Here is a 21674-nt window from a genome sequence, read left to right as displayed (position 1 = left end):
CCACCACCCGATGATCCTCGGAGACCGATCCTAGAAGTGCCGCAGGCGCAGCTGGAGCTGGCAGCCCCCGGAACGGCCATCGGCATCGATCTTCACCGTGAGCGGAGTGCCGGCGAAGGCCGAGCGGTACTGGCCTGCGGGCTGAGCATCCGGGCACTGGCCCACGTCGCCGTCGGCGTAGAACTGGACGTCGAGGACGATTCTGCCGGTCACGGCGAAGGTGAGGTTGCACCACCCGGGCTGGTTGTCAGTGTCGACCCGGACGGCCTGCCCGAACACCGGGATGGGAAAGATCGGCGCCGAGTAGGGGCCCCGCGCGCTCCCGCACTGAGAGGCAGCGTCGCTGGTGCTGGGCTGGAGTGAGTAGCTGATGGAGGAACCCGCGAGCGTGCTGTCCGGGTCGTAGACGCCGAACGCCAGTTGGCAGCCGCCGGCGCGGTTGTCGGTGTCGAAGCGGATGGCCTGCGTCCAGTCCGGCGAGGCGGCCCACTGCTCACCCGTCGCCCCGCCGCACTGGCCCGCATCACCGTCGGCGTTGAACTGGATGCCGAGCTGGGGAGCGGCGGCGAGCGCGGCCGTTTCCGTCGCGTACGCCGCTGTACCGGACAGACCAGTGACCATGAAGACGCCTGCGACCAGAACGCCGGCCAGCGATCTGAGACGTCCGGTCTTCCATAAACCGCTCATACGAGAGTCTCCTCGATGATCCGTGGGTGCGACGGCCGGTCCGCCGCACAGTTGTCGAATGCGGACCGGCCGGCACGCCTGGCTGGTCCAGACTGGAGTATGAACCACTGACACCGTGCTCATATCGCCGTGAACACGCCATGTTTTGAGCCCCGGCCAAGGCCTGCTCACCCTGCCGCCGCGGCTGCCGCGGTCACTGTGATCTGACGTCGCCGGCCGCGGATGACGACCTCCGGGCGGAGCGGACCATCCATGTCTGCATCTGACATAGATCCGTCATTGCAGACATGCGGACGGAGCCCGACCATAAAGGCATGGAAGCAGAGCCGATGGACAATCTGCTGCCTCCGCCTGGACGACCGCGTCATGAGATCCCCTGTCGGACCGTCCCGCGAAGCCGCCCGGTGCCCAACCTGCCAACTGTCCGACCGGAAGAACCACCTTCATGCCCCACAACTTGCTCCCGCCGGAGCTCGGCCCCTGGCCAGACACCAGTGCCGCGCACGCCGCCGTCGATCTCATCACCGCGCACGAACCCGTCTACCTGGTCCACCACAGCATCCGCAGCTATGTGTACGGCCGTCACTTCGCGCAGGCACAAGGCCTGCGACCGGATGTCGACTACAGCGACGAACTGCACTTCCTCGCTGCCGTGCTGCACGACATCGGGCTGACGGACCAGGCCGACGGATCGCAGCGGTTCGAGGTCGACGGTGCCGATCGTGCCGCCGAGTTCGTGCGGTCCCAAGGGTTCTCGCAGGACGACGCCGAGATCGTCTGGGACGCCGTCGCCCTGCACACCTCGGCAGGCATCGCGGACCGTAAGCGGCCCGAGATCGCGTTCACACACCGGGGCATCACGGCCGACATCTTCGGTCTCGACGCGGAGCACCTCGACCACAACCTCGTGGAGGCAGCTAACCGTCATCTCCCCCGGCTGGCACTGCCCACGCGTCTGATGGCGGACGTCGCGCGGCAGGTGGCGGCCAATCCCGCCAAGTTCGTGCCCTTCACCTTTGTGAGCGGCGCGGTTCAGTACGCCGCGCCGCATCTGTCTGTTCCCGACACGCGGGCCATCCTCTCGGCCAGCCACTGGGCCGACGCCGATTCCGCAACAGCCTGAACCGCGGCGACGTGCATGCTCCTGGCCCGAAGATGTTCATCTTCCTGCGCCCGAGCGACGGGGCGCAGGGGACGTCCCCGGTGAAGCGGCGCCGGCGCCGTCCTGGTCTTCGGTGCCGGCGCCGGCGCCGGCGAGGCTAGTGGGACGTGGCGGACTGGCCGGCCATCAGGTGCTCCACGAGGGCCAGCAGCACATCGCGGCTGTCCGTCCGGTCGCGGGCGTCGCAGAGCACCAGCGGCACCTGGGGGTCGAGAGCGAGTGCTGTGCGGATCTCCTCCGTGGTCCTGTCCCGGACGCCGTGGAAGCAGTTCACGCCGACGACGAAGGGGATGCCACGGCTCTCGAAGAAGTCGATCGAGGCGAAGCTCGAATCCAGCCGCCGGGTGTCGACCAGGACCACCGCCCCCATCGCCCCGTTGACCAGGTCGTTCCACATGAACCAGAAGCGTTCCTGGCCGGGGGTGCCGAAGAGGTAGACCACGAGGTCGCCACTGATGGTGATCCGCCCGAAGTCGAGTGCGACGGTGGTCGTGAACTTGCTGTTCAGACCGTCCAGGTCGTCGACGCCGACACTGGCCCGGGTCAGGTATTCCTCGGTGTGCAGCGGCGCGACCTCGCTCACCGAACCGACCAGAGTTGTCTTCCCGACGCCGAACCCGCCGGCAACCAGAATCTTCACCGCCAGGGGGGCGGTGTCCGCATGGTCCGCCGTACGGTCCGAAGCACGGCCGGACGCGTGCTCAGAGCTTGCGTAGTCCATCTCTCACCGCCTCGAGGATCGCCATGTCAGAGAGTTCGCCCTGCGCGGTGAACGGCTGTGGCGAACGGGCCCACACCTGCCCCGCGTCGAGCAGATCACCGATGAGGATCTTGGTCAACGCCACCGGGAGGCCCAACTCGGCGGAGACTTCCACAACCGCTTTGGACTCCCGGCACAGCGTGAGGATCGTGCGGTGCTCCGGTTGCATCCTGCGCACCGCGAGCGTTGCTTGCGTGGTGCCCTCGGGCACTGTTGTCACCAGGGTGATCAGTGTCAGATCCGCTCGCTCGGGGCTGGTACGCCCGCTGGTGATGGTGTACGGACGGACCAGTTGCTCGTCGGCGTCATCGTCGTCGAACACCTCGGTCCAATGCCTCATCCGGCTCTCCCGGAATTGTCCGGAGTACGCGCGTCGGTGCCCAGCCGCTGACCGACCTGCTGGACCAGGGTGTGCATCGCAACGCTCATCAGCTCGGCGTCGACGTCCTGGGAGGCGATCACCGCCAGGTGGGTACCGCGGCCGGCGGAGATCACGAACAGCCACAGGCCGGCCATCTCGACGATGACCTGGTGCACCGGGCCGCCGCCGAAAAGCTGACCGGCGCCGCGGGCGAGGCTCTGCTGACCGGTGGCGATCGCGGCGAGCCGCTCCGCGTCCGAGCGTTCGATGGTCTGCGAACGACTCATCACCAGGCCGTCGTCCGAGAGCAAAATGGCGTTCAGGGTCCCCGTCACCTGGTCGACCAGGCCGTCCAGAAGCCAGTCCAGGTCCACATTGGTGGCCGTCGTTCGCTGCGTCATTCTCGATCATCCGTCCTAGAAAAGCCAGGCGAGTCGGGCGAGGTGGGCACTTCACCGTTGCCGTCGCTGTAGCCATCACCATTGCCATTGGCATAGCCGGTGCCGTAGCCATGGCCGGTGTCATAGCCGTGGCCGGTGTCGTAGCCCGTGGCGTAACCGCCGCTGTCACCAGCGCCGTTGTCGAAGTCCCCGCGGACGCCACCGTCGCCGAAATCGCTGCCGAATCCTCCTGCGCCGCCGCCGTCCGAGCTGTTTCCGCCCCGGGCCAGCCGGGACTGCCGCTGGAACGCGCCGATCGTGGCCCCGGACCGGCTGGGCCGGTCGGGAATGGCCCAGGGGGCCGGCTCGTCCGGAGTCTCCGACTCCGCGGGGAGCTGGAGTTCGGGCGCCAGACTGGCCTGGCGGACCCGCTGGGGCAGCGGCCGCGCTTCAGTGGGCCCGGACGGGGATTCCTCGATCTCCTCCGGAGACCGAGGACCGGGGGCGGTGATGTTCGCCATCGCGTGTCCCCTGGCGCGGAAGGGCAACTGCCCTTCCTTGTGCGGCGCCCGCGGGCCGACACCGGCGGCGTGCCGGTGCGGTTTCGGACCCGTCGGGAGCGGCGGGCGTGCCGGGGGGAACGCGACCGGCTCGGGCGCCGTGTCAGGCTGTTCCACCACCACTTGTTCCGGCAGCAGCACGATCACCCGGGTGCCGCCGAAAGCGGACGGCCGCAGCTCCACCCGCAGGCCCAGGCCCGCCGACAGCCGGGCGACCACGTACAGACCGAGCCGTACGTCATCGGCCTGGGTCATCACATCGAGCTGCGGCGGCGACTCCATAAGGGCGTTGGCGGCGGCGTACTGCTCGGGTTCCATGCCCAGGCCGCGGTCCTCGATCTCGACCGCGATGCCCCGGCTGACCATCACGGCCCGTACCTCGACCGGGGTCGGCGGTTTCGAGAAGACGGCGGCGTTCTCCATCAGCTCCGCCAAGATGTGCGCGAGCGGGCCCACCGCCCGCTCGGACACCCAGGGCTCGCCCTCGACCTCGATGGAGATCCGGTCGTAGTCCCTCACCTCGCTCTGCGCGGCGCGCAGCACGTCCATCAGCTGCACCGGCTTGCGCCAGCGGCGCTGCGGCTGGCCGCCGCCGAGGATGACCAGGTTCTCCTCGTAGCGGCGGAGCCGGGCGGTGAGGTGGTCGAGGGCGAACAGGCCGTTCAACAACTCCGGGTCGTCGTGCGTGCGTTCCAGCTCGTCCAGCTTGCGCAGCTGAAGGCCGATGAGGAGCTGGGTGCGGCGGGCGATCCGCTGGAGCAGACGCTCGAAGCCGCGGTGCTGGTCGGCCTGGCGCACGGCGGTATACACGGCGCTGCGGCTGGCGGCGTTCAGGGCCCGCCCGAGCTCGCCGAGTTCATCGGGAGTGGGCTCGACCAGCCGGACCTCGCCGTCCACGTCGACGTTCTCGCCGCGCTCCAACCGGGCCACCACATCGGGCAGTCGCTGCTGGAGTTCCACGGCTTCCCCGCGCAGGGCGTAGATGCGCCGGCGCAGCGTGACGGTCAGGCGCCAGCTGGTGAGGATGACCAGGATCACGGCGAGCAGGCCGATGGCACTGACGATGACGAGGGTCTGCCGGAGCTGGCTGACGCTGTCGGCGGCGACCTTGTCGACGTTCGCCACCCGCACGTCGACCAGGTCCCGCAGCATCGGGTAGTTGGCGTCCACCGAACTGCGCCACTGCGAGTGGATCCGGCCGAGCACCAACTCGCCCTGCGAGTGGTGGGGACCGGCGACGATGATCTGCTTCTCCAGATCCCGCTGGGTCGCCCATGACTTGGCGGTCGTCAGCTTCTTGTACGTGTCGCGTTCGTCATGGGTGAGGCTGAGAGCGGCCCGTTGGAGCAGGTAGTTCTGAGCGCCGACGGCATCGACGAACACGTCGTACTCGGCGACCGTCAGATGCCCCGTCTCCCAGTCGCGGCCGAGCAGGGCGTCCTCGCGCCCGATCATGTCGATGACGCCGTAGAGATCGACGCTCGTGTGCGCCAGGAGCGTCACATCGGCGTTGCTGGTGCGGCCCAGCGCGGTGAAGACGGTGAGCAGGGAGTCGACGGTGCCGTTGTAGTAGTCGAATGCCGCCTTTTCGTCGGCTGACCCCGTGTCCACCGCCTGGCGCTGCATAGAGATCTTGTCAAGGTCGTGCGTGGTGTCGCTGAGGGCCCCGCTGAGTCCCTGCTGACCGTGCGAGGTGCTCTCGGCCGCCACCGAACGGAAGTCCGCTATGGCCTTGTCGGTCACTTTGCGCGCGGCGACCAGCTGACCACGGGTGCTGTTGCCGGGCTCGGCCTGTGCCTCCGCGGTGATCCGCCGCTCCTTCTGGAGGGACTGGAACAGGAGGAACGAAGGCCGGCTCAACGAGACGGTCAGGTTCCCCTGGGTCCTCTCCGCCTGCCAGCTGGTGGCCAGCTGATACGTGCTCAGACCCCACAGGGGTGCGAGTGCGAGGCTCGGTACGACCACAAGAATGATCAGAACAGTACGCAGGGGCAGTCGACGGGGACTGCCACCTGATCCGACCGCCCCTGAGGGAAGGTTGTTCGACATCGAAGCAGGGGCCGAGGCCTGGTCCTCAACGGCCGTGATTCTGGTTCCCCCGCCACCGAACCTTCCCAATCTGGTCATTTTAGGGACACTCCCCTCGCCATGCGGCGCATCCATGAGGAAAAATCGCCAAATCCCAGCGACTAGATGGCTGATAGTAGCCACTATCCTCGCAGTCTGTAGGCCTTTCGTCGCACTCTGCGGAACTGGTATCCCAGGGTTCACTTCCGGCAGGGTTCGGTCGGGTTCATACGCCGCTCCGCCGGACCCGGCACCTCAACCACCGACGAATGGGCCGACATCGCCGGCCACCGGGCCGGTCCATGATCGTCGGCAGACTCTACAACAACGTCAGGTGCTGCGAACAGCACTGAGGTTGCGGTTCGGGCGCAAGGACGGCGGCGCAGCGGCATCGGTGGTCGGTATGTACAAGACGGGGCCGGGCCGCCGGGAATTGCCGTCCGTTGCGTTGACCGCCATCTGGCGTTCATACCTGACTCACCGCGCCTGTCGACCTTGCTTCCTAGCGTCCGTGAGTGCGCGCGCACCACTGACCTGCCGCAGCCCGCTGTCAGGTTCGGAGCGCTGCTGTCCGGTCGGTGTTCGACTGAACCCGACGACGTGAAAGGCCCCTGGAATGTCTGAAGAACCCAAGCAGACTCGAATCTCTCGTCGCAACGCGCTCGGCCTGTTCGGCGCGACGGTGTCCGGCGCCGCCGCCGGGCCACTGGTCCTCGGTGCCGGAACCGCCGAGGCGGTCCCCGCGCAGTCGGAGGTCACCGGTCTCACCACCGGCTCGGCCACCACCCCCGTCCAGGGCCTGCACCTGACCTTCGGCGCCGACCCGCGCAGCCAGATGGTCGTCTCGTGGGTCACCGACGCGGCCGTCAAGAATCCGCGCGTCGTCTACGGCACGCTGAGCGGCGGCTTCGGATCCACAGCGCACGCGAAGACCAAGACCTACGTGGACGGCACCTCCGGGCGGACCGTCTGGGTCCATCACGCGCTGATCAGCAAGCTCAAGGCCGACACCGACTACCTGTACGCGGCCCAGCACGACGGCGCCACCCCCGACGCCGGCACCTTCCACACGGCGCCGCACGGCAGAGCTCCGTTCACCTTCACCAGCTTCGGCGACCAGGGTGCGCCCAGCGTGACGTGGAAGACCGGAGCGAACCCGGCCGACGCCTCGGGCCGGGACTTCGAGCCCAACGCCACGCCCGCCGCCGCCGACATCGTCACCGGTATCGAGAAGGTCGGCCCGCTGTTCCACCTCCTCAACGGTGACCTCTGCTACGCCAACACCGGGCCCGACCGCGTCCGCGTCTGGCGCGACTTCCTCACCAACAACAGCCGCTCGGCGCGATTCCGTCCGTGGATGCCGGCAGCCGGCAACCACGAGATCGAGCTCGGCAACGGCAAGCTCGGTCTCGACGCGTACCAGACCTACTTCGAGCTGCCCTCGACCGAGACCCAGCCCGAACTCGACAACCTCTGGTACTCCTTCACCGTCGGCTCGGTGAAGGTGATCACCTTGCAGAACGACGAGATCGCCCTGCAGGAGGGCGGCGACATCTACATCAAGGGCTACTCCGGCGGTCGGCAGCTCGCCTGGCTGGAGAAGGAGCTCAAATCGGCACGGGCTTCGAAGGACATCGACTGGATCGTCATCTGCATGCACCAGGTGATGATCAGCTCGGCGACCGCCGCGAACGGCGCCGACCTCGCGCTGCGCGCGGCATACGGCCCGCTGTTCGACAAGTACGGCGTCGACCTGGTGGTCTGCGGCCACGAGCACGACTACGAGCGCTCGTTGGCGGTGCGCGGCGTCGTCCCCGGCAGCGTCACCCTCACGCCCAACCCGAGCCAGACCGCACTCGACGTGATTGAGAGCGAGCACGGCACCACGCACATGGTCCTCGGCGGTGGCGGTGTGTCCGGCATCACCAACAACAGCTTCACCACCGACGACGCCGACGGTCACGGGCACCACTCGGCATTCGTCCAGACGGAGCACGTCGGCAAGTTCAACTCGGTCAAGGAGAAGGAGACGGCGGTCTGGATCGGCGTCCGCGACGCGGAGCACCCGTACGGCTTCGCCGAGTTCGCCGTCGACCCGGGCCGTCGCCCTGGTGACATGACCCGCATCCACGTCACCTACTACAACATCATCACGCCCACGGGTGAGCTGTCGGTCTTCGAGAAGTTCACGCTCCAGCGCCGTCGCAGCGACGGCGGCCACGGCCAGCACTGACCCACCGCGAGCAGCGGCAGTAGCAGTCAACGCCTGGGGCCGGGACGACGTCCCGGCCCCAGGCGTTCAGACGCGCGCGGGAACGGGCGTCGGCTTCACCCGAGTGACCGTCGTGACGTACAGGAGCAGGCCGACCGTGGTGAGGACGAAGCCGGCCCAGACGGTGGACAGGGTGCCCCAGCCGGCGTCGAGAATGATCGCGCCGCCGATCGCGCCGAGTGAGTTGGCCAGGTTGAGGGCGGCCAGGTTGAGCGTTCCCATCAAGGTCGGGGCGTCCGGTGCGAAGTCGGTCAGCCGGACCTGGATGGTGGGGATCGCGACCATCATGGTGGCGCCGACGCCGAACAGACAGGGCAGCAGAACCACCAGGTCGCTTCCGGCCACACCGATCAATGTCAGAAGCGCCAGAACACCCCCGTACCCCCAGATCAGACCGCGGTTCTCGTACCGGTCGGCGACACGGCCGCCGACGTGGTTGCCGACCGCCATGCCGAGGCCGAAGACGGCGAGCGCGATCGGGACGAGCGAGGCGTCCCGCAGCGCCGCGTCGGTGACGAACGGGCCGATGAACGTGTAGACGGCGAAGATGCTGGAGATGCCGAGCGCCGCGACGGTGACCATGAGCCACACGCCCCGCCGTCGGAGGGCGCCCAGTTCGCTCGTGACGGAGCTGCCGCGCAGGTCGTCGGTGCGCGGCAGCCAGGACATCAGGGCCGCTCCGGCGAGCAGTCCGACGGCGACCACGGTCCAGTACATGACGCGCCAGCCGGCGTTCTGGCCGATGAAGGTGCCGAGCGGCGATCCGGCGATGGTGGCGGCGGTGAGTCCTCCCATCACGGTGGCGAACGCCTTGCCGCCCCTGCCCGGACCGTACACGTACGCGGCGACGACGGCCCCGGCGCCGAAGAACGCCCCCTGCACGCTGCCGGTGACGAAGCGGAAGGCCACGAGCAGCGCGATGTTCGGCGCCACGGCGGAGAGCGCGTTGCCGACCAGGAACAGCACGACCAGGCCGAGCAGCAGGGTGCGCCGGTTGACCCTGGCCGCCAGCAGGGTGATCGCCGGAGAGCCGACCATCACCCCGAAGGCGTACGCGGTGATCGCGTATGTCGCGACCGGAACGGACACGTCCAGGTCGGACGCGATCAGTTGGAGGATGCCGTTGCTGCCGAACTCGCCGGTGCCGATCGCGAAGGTGCCCAGTGCCAGCGCGAACAGGGTGAGCTTCGGATTGCGGATGGTCGAGGTCGCCGAGGTGTGCCGGTTCTCCTCGGCGGCGCACTGGCCGTCGTACGCACGCTGATGCATCGGCTTGTCCTTTCCAGGGAATCGGCAGGCTCCTCGGCCGGGTCAGCCTGCGGCGCGCTTGATGAAATCGGCCGCCACGGCGGGGTGCGAGACCATCGCGACGTGCGAGGCGCTGACCTCCCGGACGTGCGCGCCGGCCCGCTGCGCCATGAACCGCTGCGCCGCGGCGGGCAGCACCCGGTCGTCGCGGGCCACGAGGTACCAGGACGGAATGGTCCGCCAGGCCGGGGTTCCGGAGGGCTCCCCCAGGGTGCGGGCGTCGGCCGGCCGCTGTCCGGCCCACATCAGTTCGGTGGTCGCCCGTGGCACGTCGGCCGCGAAGACGTCCCGGAAGACCGCCTTCTTGATGTAGCCGTCGACCAGGCCGTCGCCGTAGGGACGGAAATCCAGTGCGGCCTCGTCGAGCCGGCTTCCCGGGTACCGGGTCTGCAGGTCCAGCAGCGTCTCACCCTGGTCCGGCATGAACGCCGCCACGTAGACCAGCGCCCTCACGTTCTTGTTGCCGGTCGCGGCGTTCGTGATGACGATCCCTCCGTACGAGTGCGCCGCCAGCACCACCGGTCCCTCGATGGTGGCCAGGACACTGGCCAGGTATGCGGAGTCGGAGGACACGCTGCGCAGGGGGTTCGCCGGGGCGAGAACGGGATAGCCGTCGCGGATGAGCCGGTGGGCGACGTCGTTCCAGCCGGAGGCGTCGGCGAACGCGCCGTGCACGAGCACGACGGTCGGCTTGGGGCCGTTCGCCGGGGTGTGTGCCTGCGCGGCCGGTGCACTGAGCACACTGCCGGCCGCGATCACGGCGGACCCGGCCAGCAACGTACGGCGAGTGGTCGTCATCAATACACGCCCTTTGGATGAATCGCTCTCTGAAGTGACGGTGGATGAGCGTAGGGGCGGGTTCTTGACGTGCCCTGGACGGTGCCCCGGCGCGCGTCGGACGGCGCGTCCAGGCACAGTTCAGTCCTCGTCAAGTACGGGGATCGGGTGGTGCCGTGTGTGTCGGCCGACCCCACTCGGTGACGGCCGACGTCGTGAACGCGGATGTCAGCGGGGTGTGGTGTCCGCCGGTCCAGCCATCAGTTCCTCGGCGCGGCGGACGAACAGGTGTGCTTCGCGCTCGACGGACAGTGCGTGCGCCCGCTCGGCCACGGCCCGGACGGTGGCGACCGGCTCACCACGTGCCTGCAGCACCCGCGCCCGGAGCAGAAGCAGCAGGCCTTCGGAGTAGCGCTGCCCGTACCTGTTGATGGCCGAGTCCGCCCGGTCGAGCGCCGCGACGGCCTCGTCGAGCTTCCCGGCCGCCAGCCACATCTCGCCGAGGAGCCCGTACCAGGTGGCCAGGCCCGAGCGTGGCGGGTCGGACAGCGACGCGGCGATCAGGTCCTGTGCCTCCGCGGCGGCGCCTGCCGGGTCCTCGCCTGTCACGGCACGCGCCCAGCACCGGGCCAGCCGCTGGTAGCTGCCCAGGAAGCCGAACGAGAAAGCGGGGTCCGCGGCGATCCCGCGCTCGGCCGCGCGCAGCGCCCGCGCAGGGTCACCGATCAACGCGGCGACCCGTGCGGAGTAGGTCGCCCAGACCGTGATCACGTAGGGATCGTCTCCCGCGGCGGTCTCCAACGTGTCGAGCAGGGCCAGCGCCGCGTCGGTGTCGCCGTGCAGCGCGGTCGTCATCGCGAGCATCCCGGCCGCTATCAGCCGCAGATCGCGCCGGAGGGGGTCCTCCTCCTGATGGGCCAGGTCGTCCAGCACGGTCCGCTTCGTCCGGCTCAGGTAGCGGAACGCCTCCCCGATGTTGCCGACACCCCACTGGTGGATGCCCCAGGCGTACCAGCCATAGGTGCGCACGACCGGGTCGTCGGACACCTCGCCTTGATCCAGCAGCCGGCGGGCCAGCCGGCCGGCGCGGTCGAGTTGCAGACCTTGGGCGTAGGCGGCCCAGCGGGAGTAGAGGAAGACGGCGGCCTCCCGTTCCCCGTCGAGTCCACGGGAAAGCTGTTCGGCCCGCTCCAGCAGGTCGACCGCCGAACCGACGAACCCCGCCCGCATGCTGTCCACGGCGGTGAACAGTGACAGCGCGTCCAGCTCCAGCTCCGCCAGGCCCGCTGTCCGTGCCACCTGCGCGGCCGAGTGGAGCTGGCGCGCGGCTGCGTCGAGGGCCAGTTTGGACGCCGCGCAGCGGCCGGCACTGACGAGCGCGGTCGCGGTGCGGGCCGGATCCGCGAGCGGGCCGGCGGACCACAGGTGATGGGCGAGGCGCTCGGCCACCAGCTCGGTGTCCGCGGCCCTGTGCTCCAACCCGTCGGCGACCAGCAGGTGCAGCCTGGCCGCACGCGGTGGCGAGATGGCCTCGGCCACCGATTCGCGGACCAGGTCGTGCGGGAAGCCGAACGAGTAGGGGTCCCCGGGGGAGGGTTCGAGCAGGCCGAGCCCTTCGCACGACTCGAGGCCGTTCAGGCACGTCTCGTGGTCCAGACCGGCGGTGCGGGCGAGGAGGGCGAGGTCGACGGTACGGCCGATCAGCGCGGCGATCTGTAACAGGCTTCTGGCGTCCTCCCCCAGTCCGGTCATCCGGTCGCGGACGATGTCCCGGACGGTGGCCGGTACGGCGGTCCGGGCCGCGGTGGCCTCCGTGAGGACGTCGCCGTCGGCGAGGAACCGGGACAGCTCGCGGACGAAGAAGGGGTTGCCGGCGGTGCGGGTGTGGATGAGGCGGGTGGCACCCGGGCCCGGTGCCCGGCCCGTTTCACGGCGGACGAGTTCGGCCACCTCGGCCGGGGCGAGCGGGCCGAGCGGGATCCTGCGGTGACGGGGCAGCCGACTCGCCGCGGCGAGCATCCGCCCCAGTTCCGAGCTCGGCGCGGGCGCACGGTCGCGGAGCGCCCCGATCACCACGGTGCCGTCCGGCAGCCTGGCCATCAGATGACCGAGCAGGTCCAGCGAGGCGGCGTCGGCCCACTGGAGGTCGTCGACCACGAGCACCACGGGTCGCCGCGCCGACACCTGACGGACGAGCGCGACAGCCTGCTCGAAGAAGCGGAACTGGACGCCGCTGTCCGGCAGCACCGACGTCGTGTGACCGCCGGCGTGCGGTGTCACGAGACGACCGAGTTCGCCGGCGTGCCAGCCCTCCCGCTCCGTGGCCGGCACGTCGTGCAGGAGCGCGCCGACGACCTGCACCCAGGGCCACATCGACGGCGTGCCGTCCCCCGGCAGGCAATGGCCCCGGACGACGAGCGCGCCGCGCCGGTTCGCGTCGGCACCGGCTTCCTCCAGCAGGCGCGTCTTGCCCACTCCGGGTTCTCCCTCGACGACCACGAGACCCGTCGAGCCGGCGAACGCCGACTCCACCGCGTGCCGCACCATCGCCAGTTCCTCGGCCCGGCCGACCAGGCAGTCCGCGGTGGGCACTCCGGCGGTGGGCGCCGCCGGCCGTTCACGGGGCGTGTAGTCGGCCGGTGCCCGTTCCAGCACGCGCGCATGGGCGTCCACCAGCGCGGGGCCGGGATCGATGCCCAGTTCCTCGGCCAGCCGGGCACGGACGGTCCGGAACACCGACAGCGCTTCGGCCGGACGACCGGCGGCAGCCAGGGTCGTGATGAGACTCGCCTGCACCGTCTCGTGCAGCGGCGCCATCCGGGCGGCCATGTGCAGGGCCGGGAGCACACGTTCAGGCTGTCCGAGTGTTGTCGCCAACTCGGCCGCCGCGATGCATGCCTGGCGGAACTCGTCGTCCAGCCCCGCGAAGATCGCCATGCCGGTCGAACCGTGGGCGACGCCGTCGCCGGCCGGGCCGTGCCAGAGCCCCACCGCCTCCAAGTAGCCGTCGAGCGCCGCTTCGAGCCGCTGCTCCACGACGCTGCCCTCGGCCGCGGCGACGAGTTCACGGAACCGGACGACGTCCAGTGTCCCGGAGTCGGCCACGAACAGGTACGCGCTCCCGCGACGTCGGAGGTACGAGCCGGGGTCACGCGCGGGCAACGCCGGCTCCAGCAGCCGCCGCAGCGCGCCGACGTACTTCTGGAGAATGTTGACCGCCGAGGCCGGGACGTCCTCGGCCCAGATGAGGTCGACCAACTCGCTCATGCTGACGGGCTCACCCGCACGGGCGAGGAGGACGGCGAGCAGATACGCCTGCTGCGGAGGCCCTGCGTCCAGTTCCACTCCGCCCCGCCAGACCCGTAAGGGACCGAGAACCTGCAGACGCGGAGACGCGCCGGAGGAAGCCATGCCTTGTCCCATTCCCCGTGCCGGGCCGCCCTCGCCGCCATCCGCGGTCCATGGTGGCTCAAGTCCCGTGACAGGAAAAGCGATTACGGGTAATTGCTGGCAGGAAACGCAAAGCAAACGATCAGAAGCGACCAGGGATGACAGCGGTAATCGCGGCAGGTTCCTTCAGGCGGGCAATACGTCACGTGCCCGTGGACCGCACGGACGGGAACCGGAAGCCGCCCGCCACCGGTGTCCTCGACGCCGACGCCGGCCACCTTGCCATTCTCGACGACGACCTCATGGACCTTTTGCCGGGCGCGCAGCACCACGCCGTACCGCTGGAGGATCTCCAGGACGACCCGGTTGAGCTCCTGCGGGCCGCCACCGCGCGGCCGGCACGGCCCGCAACTGCGGATCGCGGAAACTGCGGGCGACCTGGTCGCGCAACGATCGGTACGTCGACGGGAAGAGCCGCTCGACGACGGGCGCACTCGCTCTTCGCAGCCCGGCGGGGAACGACGCGAAGACATTGCGCACGGTCGGCCCGGCCATGGCCCGGCGCGTGGCCCGGAAGAATCCGTCGATCGCGTCGGCCTCGGCGGGGAAGCGCTCCTTCAGCCGCACACGGAACCGTTCCTTGGTGGCGGGGACGGCGAAATCGAACCCCGGGAAGGGCAGGGCGTCGTACTCGTCCGGCAGCGGCCGGAGTTGCGCCCGCCCGTCCGCCATGAACCCGAGGAACGGGCCGGCGCTCGCGCTCATGCAGTGCAGCCCGGTGCCGAACCGGTACCGCCCGGCGCGGGAGAACTCGTGCGTCATCCCGCCGAGCGTGTAGTGCTGTTCGAGGACGAGAACCTGCTTCCCGCCGAACTGCGCGATCGCGGGTGCCGCCGCGAGACCGCCCATGCCCGACCCGATCCCCACGACATCGGCTTCCTCGTCCGACACCATCTGCCACCCCCTGGTCATCCGGCCTGCGCGGGCTCAGGCCGGCCGAACCGGCTTGACGTCGACTGAATGATCCGTGAAGTCCCCCCGGAACCGCGTCCCGGTCACATTCAATTCCCGTCCAGAACGACGCCATAGCTTTGCGTCGAGCGCGACGGTGTCGGCCGTTGTCGGTGTCGGCAGTCGTCAGTGTCGGCCGTCGTCCGAAGGAGAGGTTGGTCCATGGTGAGCGGGAATCCGACGATCGTGCTGGTGCACGGAGCCTTTGCCGACAGCAGCGGCTTCAACGCCGTCGTCAAGCGGCTTGTCGCCGACGGCTATCCGGTGGTCGCCGCGCCGAATCCGCTTCGAGGGCTCGCCTTCGACGCGGCCGGCGTCAAGGCGCTGCTGGACAGCATCGAGGGACCGATCGTGCTGGTCGGGCACTCGTACGGCGGTGCGGTCATCTCCACCGCCGCCGAGGGAAACACGAACGTGAAGGCACTGGTCTACCTGGCGGCGTTCGTGCCGGAGACGGGCGAGAGCGCGCAAGCACTGGTCGAGCGGTTCCCGGGCAGCACCGTGGGCGAGTCCTTGAAGCCTGTGCCGCTGCCTGACGGACAGGTGGACCTCTACATCGACCCCAAGGTCTTTCATCCCCATTTCGCGGCCGACGTGTCCGCCGAGGAAGCCGCCGTCCACGCGATCACGCAGCGTCCGGCCACCGGCGCCGCCCTCGGTGAGCCCGCCGGTGGTCCGCAGGCCTGGCACACGATCCCGAGCTACAACCTGATCAGCGGCGCCGACAGGATCATCCCGCCGGCGGCGCAGGAGTTCATGGCTGAGCGTTCCGGCGCGAAGACGCAGGTGGTCGAGGGTGCTTCACACATGGTGTTCGTCTCCCGGCCGGGCGCGACGGTGGCCCTCATCGAGACGGCCGCGCAGGAGCAGGCGCTCCCTCGGTAACACCGCTGAGCACCGAAAGCTGGGCTGGGGCATCGGGCTGGGGACTCACTTCCGGGTGATTCGGGTGATTCAGGTGATTCGTTCGAAGTCCCGGTCAGCCGTCCGGCCGGTCTGAGTCGTTGTCACGGGGGAGCAAAGTTGCGACGGGGAAACAAAGGGGAATGATGTCTGCGAAAGTGGTTCCGGGTCGTCACACCGCCGCCATCGAAGGCGATGTCGTCGTCTTCCACATCGGATTACGGATCAACCGGCTGCGAGCGTTCTCCAGCTGGTTGCCGGCATTCATGTCGATGCCGCGCATGCTGCGTGAGCTGTCACAGGAGAAGAGCAGCGGGCTTCTCGGCTACAAGGTGCTGTACGGCAGCCTCCGGGACTTCTACGTGGTCCAGTACTGGAGCGACAAGGAACGGCTCCTCGCCTACGCCCATCAGCAGGACGCGCAGCACCGGCCCGCGTGGACGGCGTTCAACCGGCGAGCACGCGACGGGAAGGGGCACGTGGGCATCTGGCACGAGACGTTCATCGTCCCGGCGGGCTCCTACGAATCGGTGTACGTCGACATGCCCGCATACGGCCTCGCTGCCGCGACAGGTGTCGTACCGGTCGGTCGACGCGGCGACACGGCGGCCCAGCGGCTGAAGGCGGCCAAGGAGTAGTACCAGGGCGTCGGCCAGGCGGGCCGATGGGCTGTGGGTGGGTCGAAGGGGGTACGAGAAGACGGTCGGCGCCGGGATGAGCCATCCCGGCGCCGATGTCTCTTCGCGTCGTTCAACTCCACCACATCGACAACGTGGTCAGAGCGGTTGCGAGAAAACTCGTTGGACATCGCACGGGCCGGCGGCAAGCGTTGGCGGAATGCAGCAGGAGAAGATCTGGGACGCCGCTGTCGCCCAGCGCTACGACACGCCCGGCTCCGGCATGTTCGCGCCCGAGGTCCTGGAGCCGACTGTGAACCGTCTCGCCCGGCTCGCCGGCGGCGGAGCAGCGCTCGAGTTCGCCGTCGGGACCGGCCGGGTAGCCGTTCCGCTCGCCGAGCGAGGAGTCCCTGTCACCGGCATCGAGCTGTCGCTCCCGATGGTGGAGCAACTGCGAACCAAGGCAGACGAAGCGACGATCCCGGTGGTCCATGGGGACATGGCGACCGCTGTCGCCTCCGGGACGTACACCCTCGTCTACCTGGTGTACAACACGATCTCCAACCTGCTCACCCAACACGAGCAGGTCCAGTGCTTCCGCAACGCCGCCCGCCATCTCGAGCCTGGTGGTCGGTTCGTGATCGAGCTCTGGGTACCAGAGTTGCGCAAGCTCCCACCGGGCCGGACGGCCACTGTCTGGCAGTCCGAACCTGGCTGCATCGGGTTGGACACCTACGACGTCCTGCGCCAGCACGTGGTGTCGCACCACTTCCGTTTCGATGAGACTGAGCAGGCCCGGTTGTTCCGGAGCCCTCATCGCTACATCTGGCCGGCCGAACTCGACCTCATGGCCCAGCTGGCCGGATTCGAACTGGAGACGAGGCACGCGGACTGGGCCGGCGCCGAATTCACCGCCGAGTCGCGCTCTCACGTCTCCGTCTACCGAATCCCGCCACCGCAGTAGCTCCGCAGGGCCGGGACCGATGTCGCGTCTTTGGCCTTGCCCCGTGTGGGCGTCGCGGTTACCGCTCGATCTTCGGCGCGGTCACAGGTCAGGTCTCGCGGGCTCGCAGGCGGCGCAGCATGCGGGGGTCCGTGAAGCCGACCGCTCGGGCGGCGGTGTCGACCGTGGCGCCGTGGCTGATGAGGTGTTCGGCGCGTTCGAGACGGAGGGTCTGCTGATAGCGCAGTGGGGTGAGGCCGCCCGTGGCACGGGTGAAGAGGCGGGTGAGGGTGCGTTCGCTGACGCCCACGGCCGCGGCCAGGGCGGGCAGGGGCAAGGGCTGGTCGAAGCGGGCGTCGAGAAGGTCCTGGGCCTGGTGCACGGTGTCGTCGAGGTGGGAGCGGTGGCGGAGCATGGCGCTGGCCTGCGGTTCGTGGCCGTTGCGCCGCGCGTGGACAACCATGTCCCGGGCCACCTGGGCGGCGACGGCGGGGCCGTGCCGGGTGGCGATCAGATGCAGGGCCAGATCGATGCCGCTGGCGATACCGGCCGAGGTGAGCACCCGGTCGTCGGCGGTGTACAGGACGTCGCGGATCACCGTCGCCCTGGGGTAGCGGCGTGCGAGTTCGTCCTGCACGTCGTGGTGGGTGGTGCAGCGGCGGCCGTCGAGCAGGCCGGCCCGGCCGAGCGCGTCGGCTCCGGCGCAGACGCCGGCAACGGTCCCGCCCCTGGCGTGGTGGTCCCGGAGACGCCGCAGGGAGGCCGCGCCGATGGCAGGACCGCCGGCCGGGGCGAGCACCCGCCAGCCGGGCACGACGATCAGGTCCTCGCGGTCGAGCTCCGGCCAGTCGAGCCGGGCCACCAGTGGCAGGCCCTGCGCGGTGGGAACCAGCGGCTGCTCGGCGAGATAGCTGAGTGTGTAGGGGTGCCCGAAGTCTGCGGCCGTGGAGAAGACCTGCGCGGGGCCTGCCAGGTCCAGGAGATGGAGTCCGGGCATCAGGAGGAAGACGGCGTGGTTCACGATTCGGTCATCATGCCGGGAGACCGGCCGCAGCCTCCAGTTCCCCGACCGTGGCGATGGTGGCGAAGCGTCCGGCAAGGGCGTACTCGGTACGCCTGATGATCTCCTCGGCGCTCAGTGTGCGGGGGTCCGCCAGCAGTTCGGCGATGCTCTGGTCGGCGGGAGCGTCACGATGCGGGATGGGGTCGGTCGCGGTGGCGTCGATGACGAAGGTGACCGGATAGCCGAAGTCGCTCGCGACGCGGGTCGTGGTCTCCACGCACTGCTCGGTGCGGATGCCGCAGACGGTGAGCTCGCGGATGCCGTGCTCGGTGAGGAGTTGCTGCAGGTTGGTGGTGGTGAAGGCGTTGTGCGAGGTCTTGCGGATCAGCGGTTCCGTGTCCCGGCGCTCCAGCTCCTCCATCAGCCGGACATGGCCGAGGGCGGGGTCGAAGACGGTGCCGCTGCCGGGCTCGGAATGCAGCACCCACACCACCAGGTCCCCGGCCCGGCGGGCGAGCCGGACCAGTCGGTCCACCTGCTCGGCGATCTTCGGGTTGGAGATGGTCTCCCACAGTGGGCGGGCGCGGAAGGACTCCTGGACGTCGATGACGATCAGTGCTCGGGTCATGCCCCCAGCCTGACCGGCAGGTATGGAGCGGCGACAGGTCTCATCGGGTCCGGGTGCGGACCGATCCGGTCACGGCCGGCGCCGCGGCGGCACGGCGGCACGGCGATGCGGTGATGCGGCCAGGTCGTTCCGATCGGCCGGGGGCCAGGCCGATGAGGGCCTGGCCGCCGGGTTCTCCTGTCTGTACGGCTCCGGGCGGGGAAGCCGGGGTGGGAGGCCGGAGCTCCGGGAGGTGATCCCGCCTGCCCCGGGTGGTCCCGGCCGCCCTGTGGCTCGGTCCTTGTGGTGGTCGTTTACGCCGCGTCGATACGGAAGACGCTGCCGCCGATGGCGAGCACGTACAGTTCGCCGTTGCCGCCCTGCGCGAAGGAGATGACCTCGCCGCCGTTGGCTCCGAGGTCGTTGACGGCGGTCACCTTGCCGTTCTTCAACTTCAGGGAGCGGATGGTGCCGTCGCAGTAGTCGCTGAACACGTACTGGCCCGCGAGGTCCGGGATCGCCTTGCCGCGGTAGACGTAGCCGCCGGTGACCGAGCAGCCGAAGTTGGTGCGGTCGTACTCGTGGACCGGCGGCACGTGGTTGGCGGGTTCCGTGCCGCCGCGGAAGGGATGGGTGCCCTCCATCTGGGACCAGCCGTAGTTCTCTCCGCCCTTGCTGCGTGCCGGGGCCCAGTCGATCTCCTCCCAGTCGTTCTGGCCGACGTCGCCGATCAGCAGGTCGCCCGAGCCCGCGTCGAAGGAGAACCGCCACGGGTTGCGCAGCCCGTACGCCCAGATTTCACCCCTGGCGTTCGCATCGTTCACGAACGGGTTGTCCTTCGGGATCGCGTACGGCGTGCCGCCGCGCGGGTCGATCCGCAGGAGCTTGCCGAGCAGCGTGCCGAGGTTCTGTCCGTTGCCGTGCGGGTCTCCGCCCGAACCTCCGTCGCCGAGCGCGATGTAGAGGTAACCGTCGGGGCCGATCTTGATGTCCCCGCCGTTGTGGTTCGCGTAGGGCTGCGTCTGGGTCAGGACCGTACGCCGGGTGTGCGGCTGGATCTTGCCGTTCCGCAGCGTGAACTCGTCCACGGTGCTGGTGCCTTCGAGGTTGGTGAACGAGATGTAGAAGTGCGCGAACCCCTTGTCGAACGCGATGCCCAGCAGACCGCGTTCGCCGTCGGTGGTGGTCTCGGCGGAGATGTCGAGGACGGGCTCGCCGAGTCCCTTTCCGTCGAGGACCCTGATCGTGCCGGCGCGTTCGGCGATCCAGAGTCTTCCTCCGGGACCGGCGGCGCCGGCGGTCGGGTTCTTGGCCGTGGCCACGCTCGTGAGGGTGACCTTCGCCGCCTTCCGTGCGGCGGCCGGCTCATCGGCCGATGCCGCGGTCAGCGTGAGACAAGCGACGAGACCGATCGTGCCGATGATCGCCGAGCTTCTGGTGCGGAGTCTCACCGGGTTCCTCCTGGAGGCGGTGATCAGGTCACGCGGCTGCCGAGGCTCGAAGTGCGGTGCCGCTGGCGCCAACACGCAACCTGGTGCGGGTGGGGGGAGAGCGGTGCTACTGGCCGGCCACAGGTGAGAATACGGGGATACGGCCGCTTGGTATAGACCAGGTCAAGAAACACGCGCCGTTTCCGCCAGTGGCCCATCTCGGTGGCGGCGAGATCCCCACACCGAGTACTCGCTGGCAGGCGGCCGACCCTCCTGGATCCTGGGTCCGTCGCGGGCGCGGTGGGAGGCGGCGGCGTCCGGAGGATGTGTCGCAAACAGCAGCGGGACGCCCTCGGTCGGCTACCCGAGCCACCTGCGCCGGAGCCATTTCATCGGACGTCCGGCCTCTGCTGGGCGAACTCACCAGAGCTCGCTTGCTCACCGAACACACAGCCTCCCGGCCGGTGGCATCGGCCGTGGTTCTGCTCTCGGCAGTCTGACCGACGGGAACGTCCAGGCCCGCCAGGATGGCCGTATGGGGAAGAAGAAGATGTCGGTGCGTCGGCTCGATCTGGGGTACTTCGTCCGGCCCGCGTCGGAGACGGACGGCCCGCAGCCTCGGGTCGAACCCGTGCTCGCCTATCTGGTGCAGCACGATCACGGCCTGATCCTGTTCGACTCCGGTATCGGCAGGGCGGACGCCGGGACCGAGGCCCATTACCGTCCCCGACGCAGGGACTTGCGGGACGCCCTGTCCGCGGCCGGGGTCGCTCTCGGCGACATCTCCCTCGTCGCGAACTGCCACCTCCATTTCGACCACTGCGGCGGGAACCCTCTCCTGGGCGGCACGCCCATCCTGGTCCAGGACGTCGAGTTGGCCACCGCTCGCAACGGCGGCCACACCTTCGACGAGCTGATCGATTTCCCCGGCGCGTCCTATGAGGAACTCGCCGGTGAGGCCGAGGTCCGGCCGGGTGTCTGGATCGTTCCGACACCGGGGCACACGCCGGGGCACCAGTCGCTGGTCCTCCGGCAAGGAGACGGCACGGTGGTCCTCGCCGGGCAGGCGCACGACTTCGCTTCCCACTACGCATCCGACGAGTTGGCCCGCCGAGCGGCACTTGACGGCGTGGAGCAGCCGCTTCCCTCCTACCAGCACTGGCTGGAGCGACTCGCCGACTTCGACCCACGACGCGTTCTCTTCGCCCACGACAGCTCCGTCTGGGAACCGCCACAGAACACCTTCTAGCAACACCACCCACCGTCAACGCCTGCAAAGCCACGGCAGTGGTTCCCCACGGCGTACAGCGTGCAACTCCCCTCCGAGCGACCGGAGATACACTAGACGAGTAGTTCCGATCGCGGGGTTTTCAGACGTAGGGAGGGTGTCCAACATCGGGTTGTGACGACCGATTTAGACACCCTCTTGACGGCAC

General features: G+C 69.2%; 18 protein-coding genes. 6 read left to right on the top strand and 12 right to left on the bottom strand.

Going from position 1 to position 21674, the window contains the following annotated elements; genetic code table 11:
- Window positions 1-30 precede the first annotated feature (30 nt).
- Complete coding sequence (locus AB0F77_RS37315) at window positions 31-687, bottom strand: hypothetical protein (protein WP_361957362.1); 657 nt, start codon at window positions 685-687, stop codon at window positions 31-33.
- A gap of 457 nt (window positions 688-1144) precedes the next feature.
- Between AB0F77_RS37315 and AB0F77_RS37310 the strand changes: the two genes are divergently transcribed.
- Window positions 1145-1810, top strand: a complete 666-nt coding sequence (locus tag AB0F77_RS37310) for an HD domain-containing protein (protein WP_361957359.1) — start codon at window positions 1145-1147, stop codon at window positions 1808-1810.
- Window positions 1811-1946: 136 nt separating this feature from the next.
- On the opposite strand, the gene AB0F77_RS37305 is transcribed toward AB0F77_RS37310, so the two are convergent.
- The 4 genes from AB0F77_RS37305 to AB0F77_RS37290 are packed head-to-tail and all read right to left on the bottom strand — an operon-like array spanning window position 1947 to window position 5875.
- Complete coding sequence (locus AB0F77_RS37305) at window positions 1947-2570, bottom strand: ATP/GTP-binding protein (RefSeq protein WP_361957356.1); 624 nt, start codon at window positions 2568-2570, stop codon at window positions 1947-1949.
- Entirely contained in the window at window positions 2551-2949 is a 399-nt protein-coding gene (locus tag AB0F77_RS37300) for a DUF742 domain-containing protein (RefSeq protein ID WP_361957353.1), read from the bottom strand. The genes AB0F77_RS37305 and AB0F77_RS37300 overlap by 20 nt, the downstream gene beginning before the upstream one ends.
- Window positions 2946-3371: a roadblock/LC7 domain-containing protein gene (locus AB0F77_RS37295; protein WP_361957350.1), complete on the bottom strand. Its 426-nt coding sequence runs from the start codon at window positions 3369-3371 to the stop codon at window positions 2946-2948. The genes AB0F77_RS37300 and AB0F77_RS37295 overlap by 4 nt, the downstream gene beginning before the upstream one ends.
- Window positions 3368-5875 carry a nitrate- and nitrite sensing domain-containing protein gene (locus AB0F77_RS37290; RefSeq protein ID WP_361957347.1) on the bottom strand — a complete coding sequence of 836 codons (2508 nt, stop codon included), beginning with the start codon at window positions 5873-5875 and terminating at the stop codon, window positions 3368-3370. Before AB0F77_RS37290 ends, AB0F77_RS37295 begins: the two co-directional genes overlap by 4 nt.
- A gap of 718 nt (window positions 5876-6593) precedes the next feature.
- Here AB0F77_RS37290 and AB0F77_RS37285 point away from each other — a divergent pair.
- Entirely contained in the window at window positions 6594-8210 is a 1617-nt protein-coding gene (locus tag AB0F77_RS37285) for a metallophosphoesterase family protein (RefSeq protein ID WP_361957344.1), read from the top strand.
- A gap of 66 nt (window positions 8211-8276) precedes the next feature.
- Here the strand turns inward: AB0F77_RS37285 and AB0F77_RS37280 are convergent, their stop codons facing one another.
- The 4 genes from AB0F77_RS37280 to AB0F77_RS37265 form a co-directional block, all read right to left on the bottom strand.
- Complete coding sequence (locus AB0F77_RS37280; protein WP_361957341.1) at window positions 8277-9518, bottom strand: MFS transporter; 1242 nt, start codon at window positions 9516-9518, stop codon at window positions 8277-8279.
- Between the two features lie 42 nt (window positions 9519-9560).
- Window positions 9561-10355 carry an alpha/beta hydrolase gene (locus tag AB0F77_RS37275; protein ID WP_361957338.1) on the bottom strand — a complete coding sequence of 265 codons (795 nt, stop codon included), beginning with the start codon at window positions 10353-10355 and terminating at the stop codon, window positions 9561-9563.
- Between the two features lie 207 nt (window positions 10356-10562).
- Complete coding sequence (locus tag AB0F77_RS37270) at window positions 10563-13679, bottom strand: AAA family ATPase (RefSeq protein WP_361957335.1); 3117 nt, start codon at window positions 13677-13679, stop codon at window positions 10563-10565.
- A gap of 345 nt (window positions 13680-14024) precedes the next feature.
- Entirely contained in the window at window positions 14025-14678 is a 654-nt protein-coding gene (locus tag AB0F77_RS37265) for an NAD(P)-binding protein (protein ID WP_361957332.1), read from the bottom strand.
- A gap of 219 nt (window positions 14679-14897) precedes the next feature.
- Between AB0F77_RS37265 and AB0F77_RS37260 the strand changes: the two genes are divergently transcribed.
- The 3 genes from AB0F77_RS37260 to AB0F77_RS37250 all read left to right on the top strand — a co-directional run bounded on the left by AB0F77_RS37260 (window position 14898) and on the right by AB0F77_RS37250 (window position 17219).
- Window positions 14898-15620 carry an alpha/beta hydrolase gene (locus AB0F77_RS37260; RefSeq protein ID WP_361957329.1) on the top strand — a complete coding sequence of 241 codons (723 nt, stop codon included), beginning with the start codon at window positions 14898-14900 and terminating at the stop codon, window positions 15618-15620.
- Between the two features lie 251 nt (window positions 15621-15871).
- Window positions 15872-16276 carry a DUF4188 domain-containing protein gene (locus AB0F77_RS37255; protein WP_361957462.1) on the top strand — a complete coding sequence of 135 codons (405 nt, stop codon included), beginning with the start codon at window positions 15872-15874 and terminating at the stop codon, window positions 16274-16276.
- A 199-nt stretch (window positions 16277-16475) separates the two neighbouring features.
- Window positions 16476-17219, top strand: coding sequence for a class I SAM-dependent methyltransferase (locus tag AB0F77_RS37250; protein ID WP_361957326.1), 744 nt, complete (start codon window positions 16476-16478; stop codon window positions 17217-17219).
- An 88-nt stretch (window positions 17220-17307) separates the two neighbouring features.
- Here AB0F77_RS37250 and AB0F77_RS37245 read toward each other — a convergent pair whose 3' ends face one another.
- The 3 genes from AB0F77_RS37245 to AB0F77_RS37235 form a co-directional block, all read right to left on the bottom strand.
- Window positions 17308-18219 (bottom strand): DJ-1/PfpI family protein, encoded by a 912-nt coding sequence (locus tag AB0F77_RS37245; protein WP_361957323.1) that lies wholly within the window; start codon window positions 18217-18219, stop codon window positions 17308-17310.
- A 10-nt stretch (window positions 18220-18229) separates the two neighbouring features.
- Window positions 18230-18829, bottom strand: coding sequence for an isochorismatase family protein (locus AB0F77_RS37240; protein ID WP_361957320.1), 600 nt, complete (start codon window positions 18827-18829; stop codon window positions 18230-18232).
- 293 nt (window positions 18830-19122) lie between these two features.
- The gene (locus tag AB0F77_RS37235; protein ID WP_361957317.1) at window positions 19123-20259 is read right to left on the bottom strand and encodes a PQQ-dependent sugar dehydrogenase; all 1137 of its coding nucleotides are present in this window, start codon (window positions 20257-20259) and stop codon (window positions 19123-19125) included.
- 514 nt (window positions 20260-20773) lie between these two features.
- On the opposite strand from AB0F77_RS37235, the gene AB0F77_RS37230 reads away from it, so the two are divergent.
- On the top strand, window positions 20774-21487 hold the full coding sequence (locus AB0F77_RS37230; protein WP_361957314.1) for an N-acyl homoserine lactonase family protein: 714 nt from the start codon (window positions 20774-20776) through the stop codon (window positions 21485-21487).
- Window positions 21488-21674: the final 187 nt, after the last annotated feature.

Origin of the sequence: Streptomyces sp. NPDC026672 (assembly GCF_040638185.1) — a bacterium.
Lineage (GTDB): Bacteria > Actinomycetota > Actinomycetes > Streptomycetales > Streptomycetaceae > Streptomyces.
The sequence above is the reverse complement of the archived record's forward strand: the minus strand, read 5'-3'. Positions and strand labels throughout refer to the sequence as shown.

Coding starts and splice junctions, on each gene's coding strand:
- AB0F77_RS37315 (WP_361957362.1), bottom strand. CDS start 687: ATGAGCGGTTTATGGAAGACCGGACGTCTCAGATCGCTGGCCGGCGTT.
- AB0F77_RS37305 (WP_361957356.1), bottom strand. CDS start 2,570: ATGGACTACGCAAGCTCTGAGCACGCGTCCGGCCGTGCTTCGGACCGT.
- AB0F77_RS37300 (WP_361957353.1), bottom strand. CDS start 2,949: ATGAGGCATTGGACCGAGGTGTTCGACGACGATGACGCCGACGAGCAA.
- AB0F77_RS37295 (WP_361957350.1), bottom strand. CDS start 3,371: ATGACGCAGCGAACGACGGCCACCAATGTGGACCTGGACTGGCTTCTG.
- AB0F77_RS37285 (WP_361957344.1), top strand. CDS start 6,594: ATGTCTGAAGAACCCAAGCAGACTCGAATCTCTCGTCGCAACGCGCTC.
- AB0F77_RS37280 (WP_361957341.1), bottom strand. CDS start 9,518: ATGCATCAGCGTGCGTACGACGGCCAGTGCGCCGCCGAGGAGAACCGG.
- AB0F77_RS37275 (WP_361957338.1), bottom strand. CDS start 10,355: ATGACGACCACTCGCCGTACGTTGCTGGCCGGGTCCGCCGTGATCGCG.
- AB0F77_RS37265 (WP_361957332.1), bottom strand. CDS start 14,678: ATGGTGTCGGACGAGGAAGCCGATGTCGTGGGGATCGGGTCGGGCATG.
- AB0F77_RS37260 (WP_361957329.1), top strand. CDS start 14,898: ATGGTGAGCGGGAATCCGACGATCGTGCTGGTGCACGGAGCCTTTGCC.
- AB0F77_RS37250 (WP_361957326.1), top strand. CDS start 16,476: ATGCAGCAGGAGAAGATCTGGGACGCCGCTGTCGCCCAGCGCTACGAC.
- AB0F77_RS37240 (WP_361957320.1), bottom strand. CDS start 18,829: ATGACCCGAGCACTGATCGTCATCGACGTCCAGGAGTCCTTCCGCGCC.
- AB0F77_RS37230 (WP_361957314.1), top strand. CDS start 20,774: ATGGGGAAGAAGAAGATGTCGGTGCGTCGGCTCGATCTGGGGTACTTC.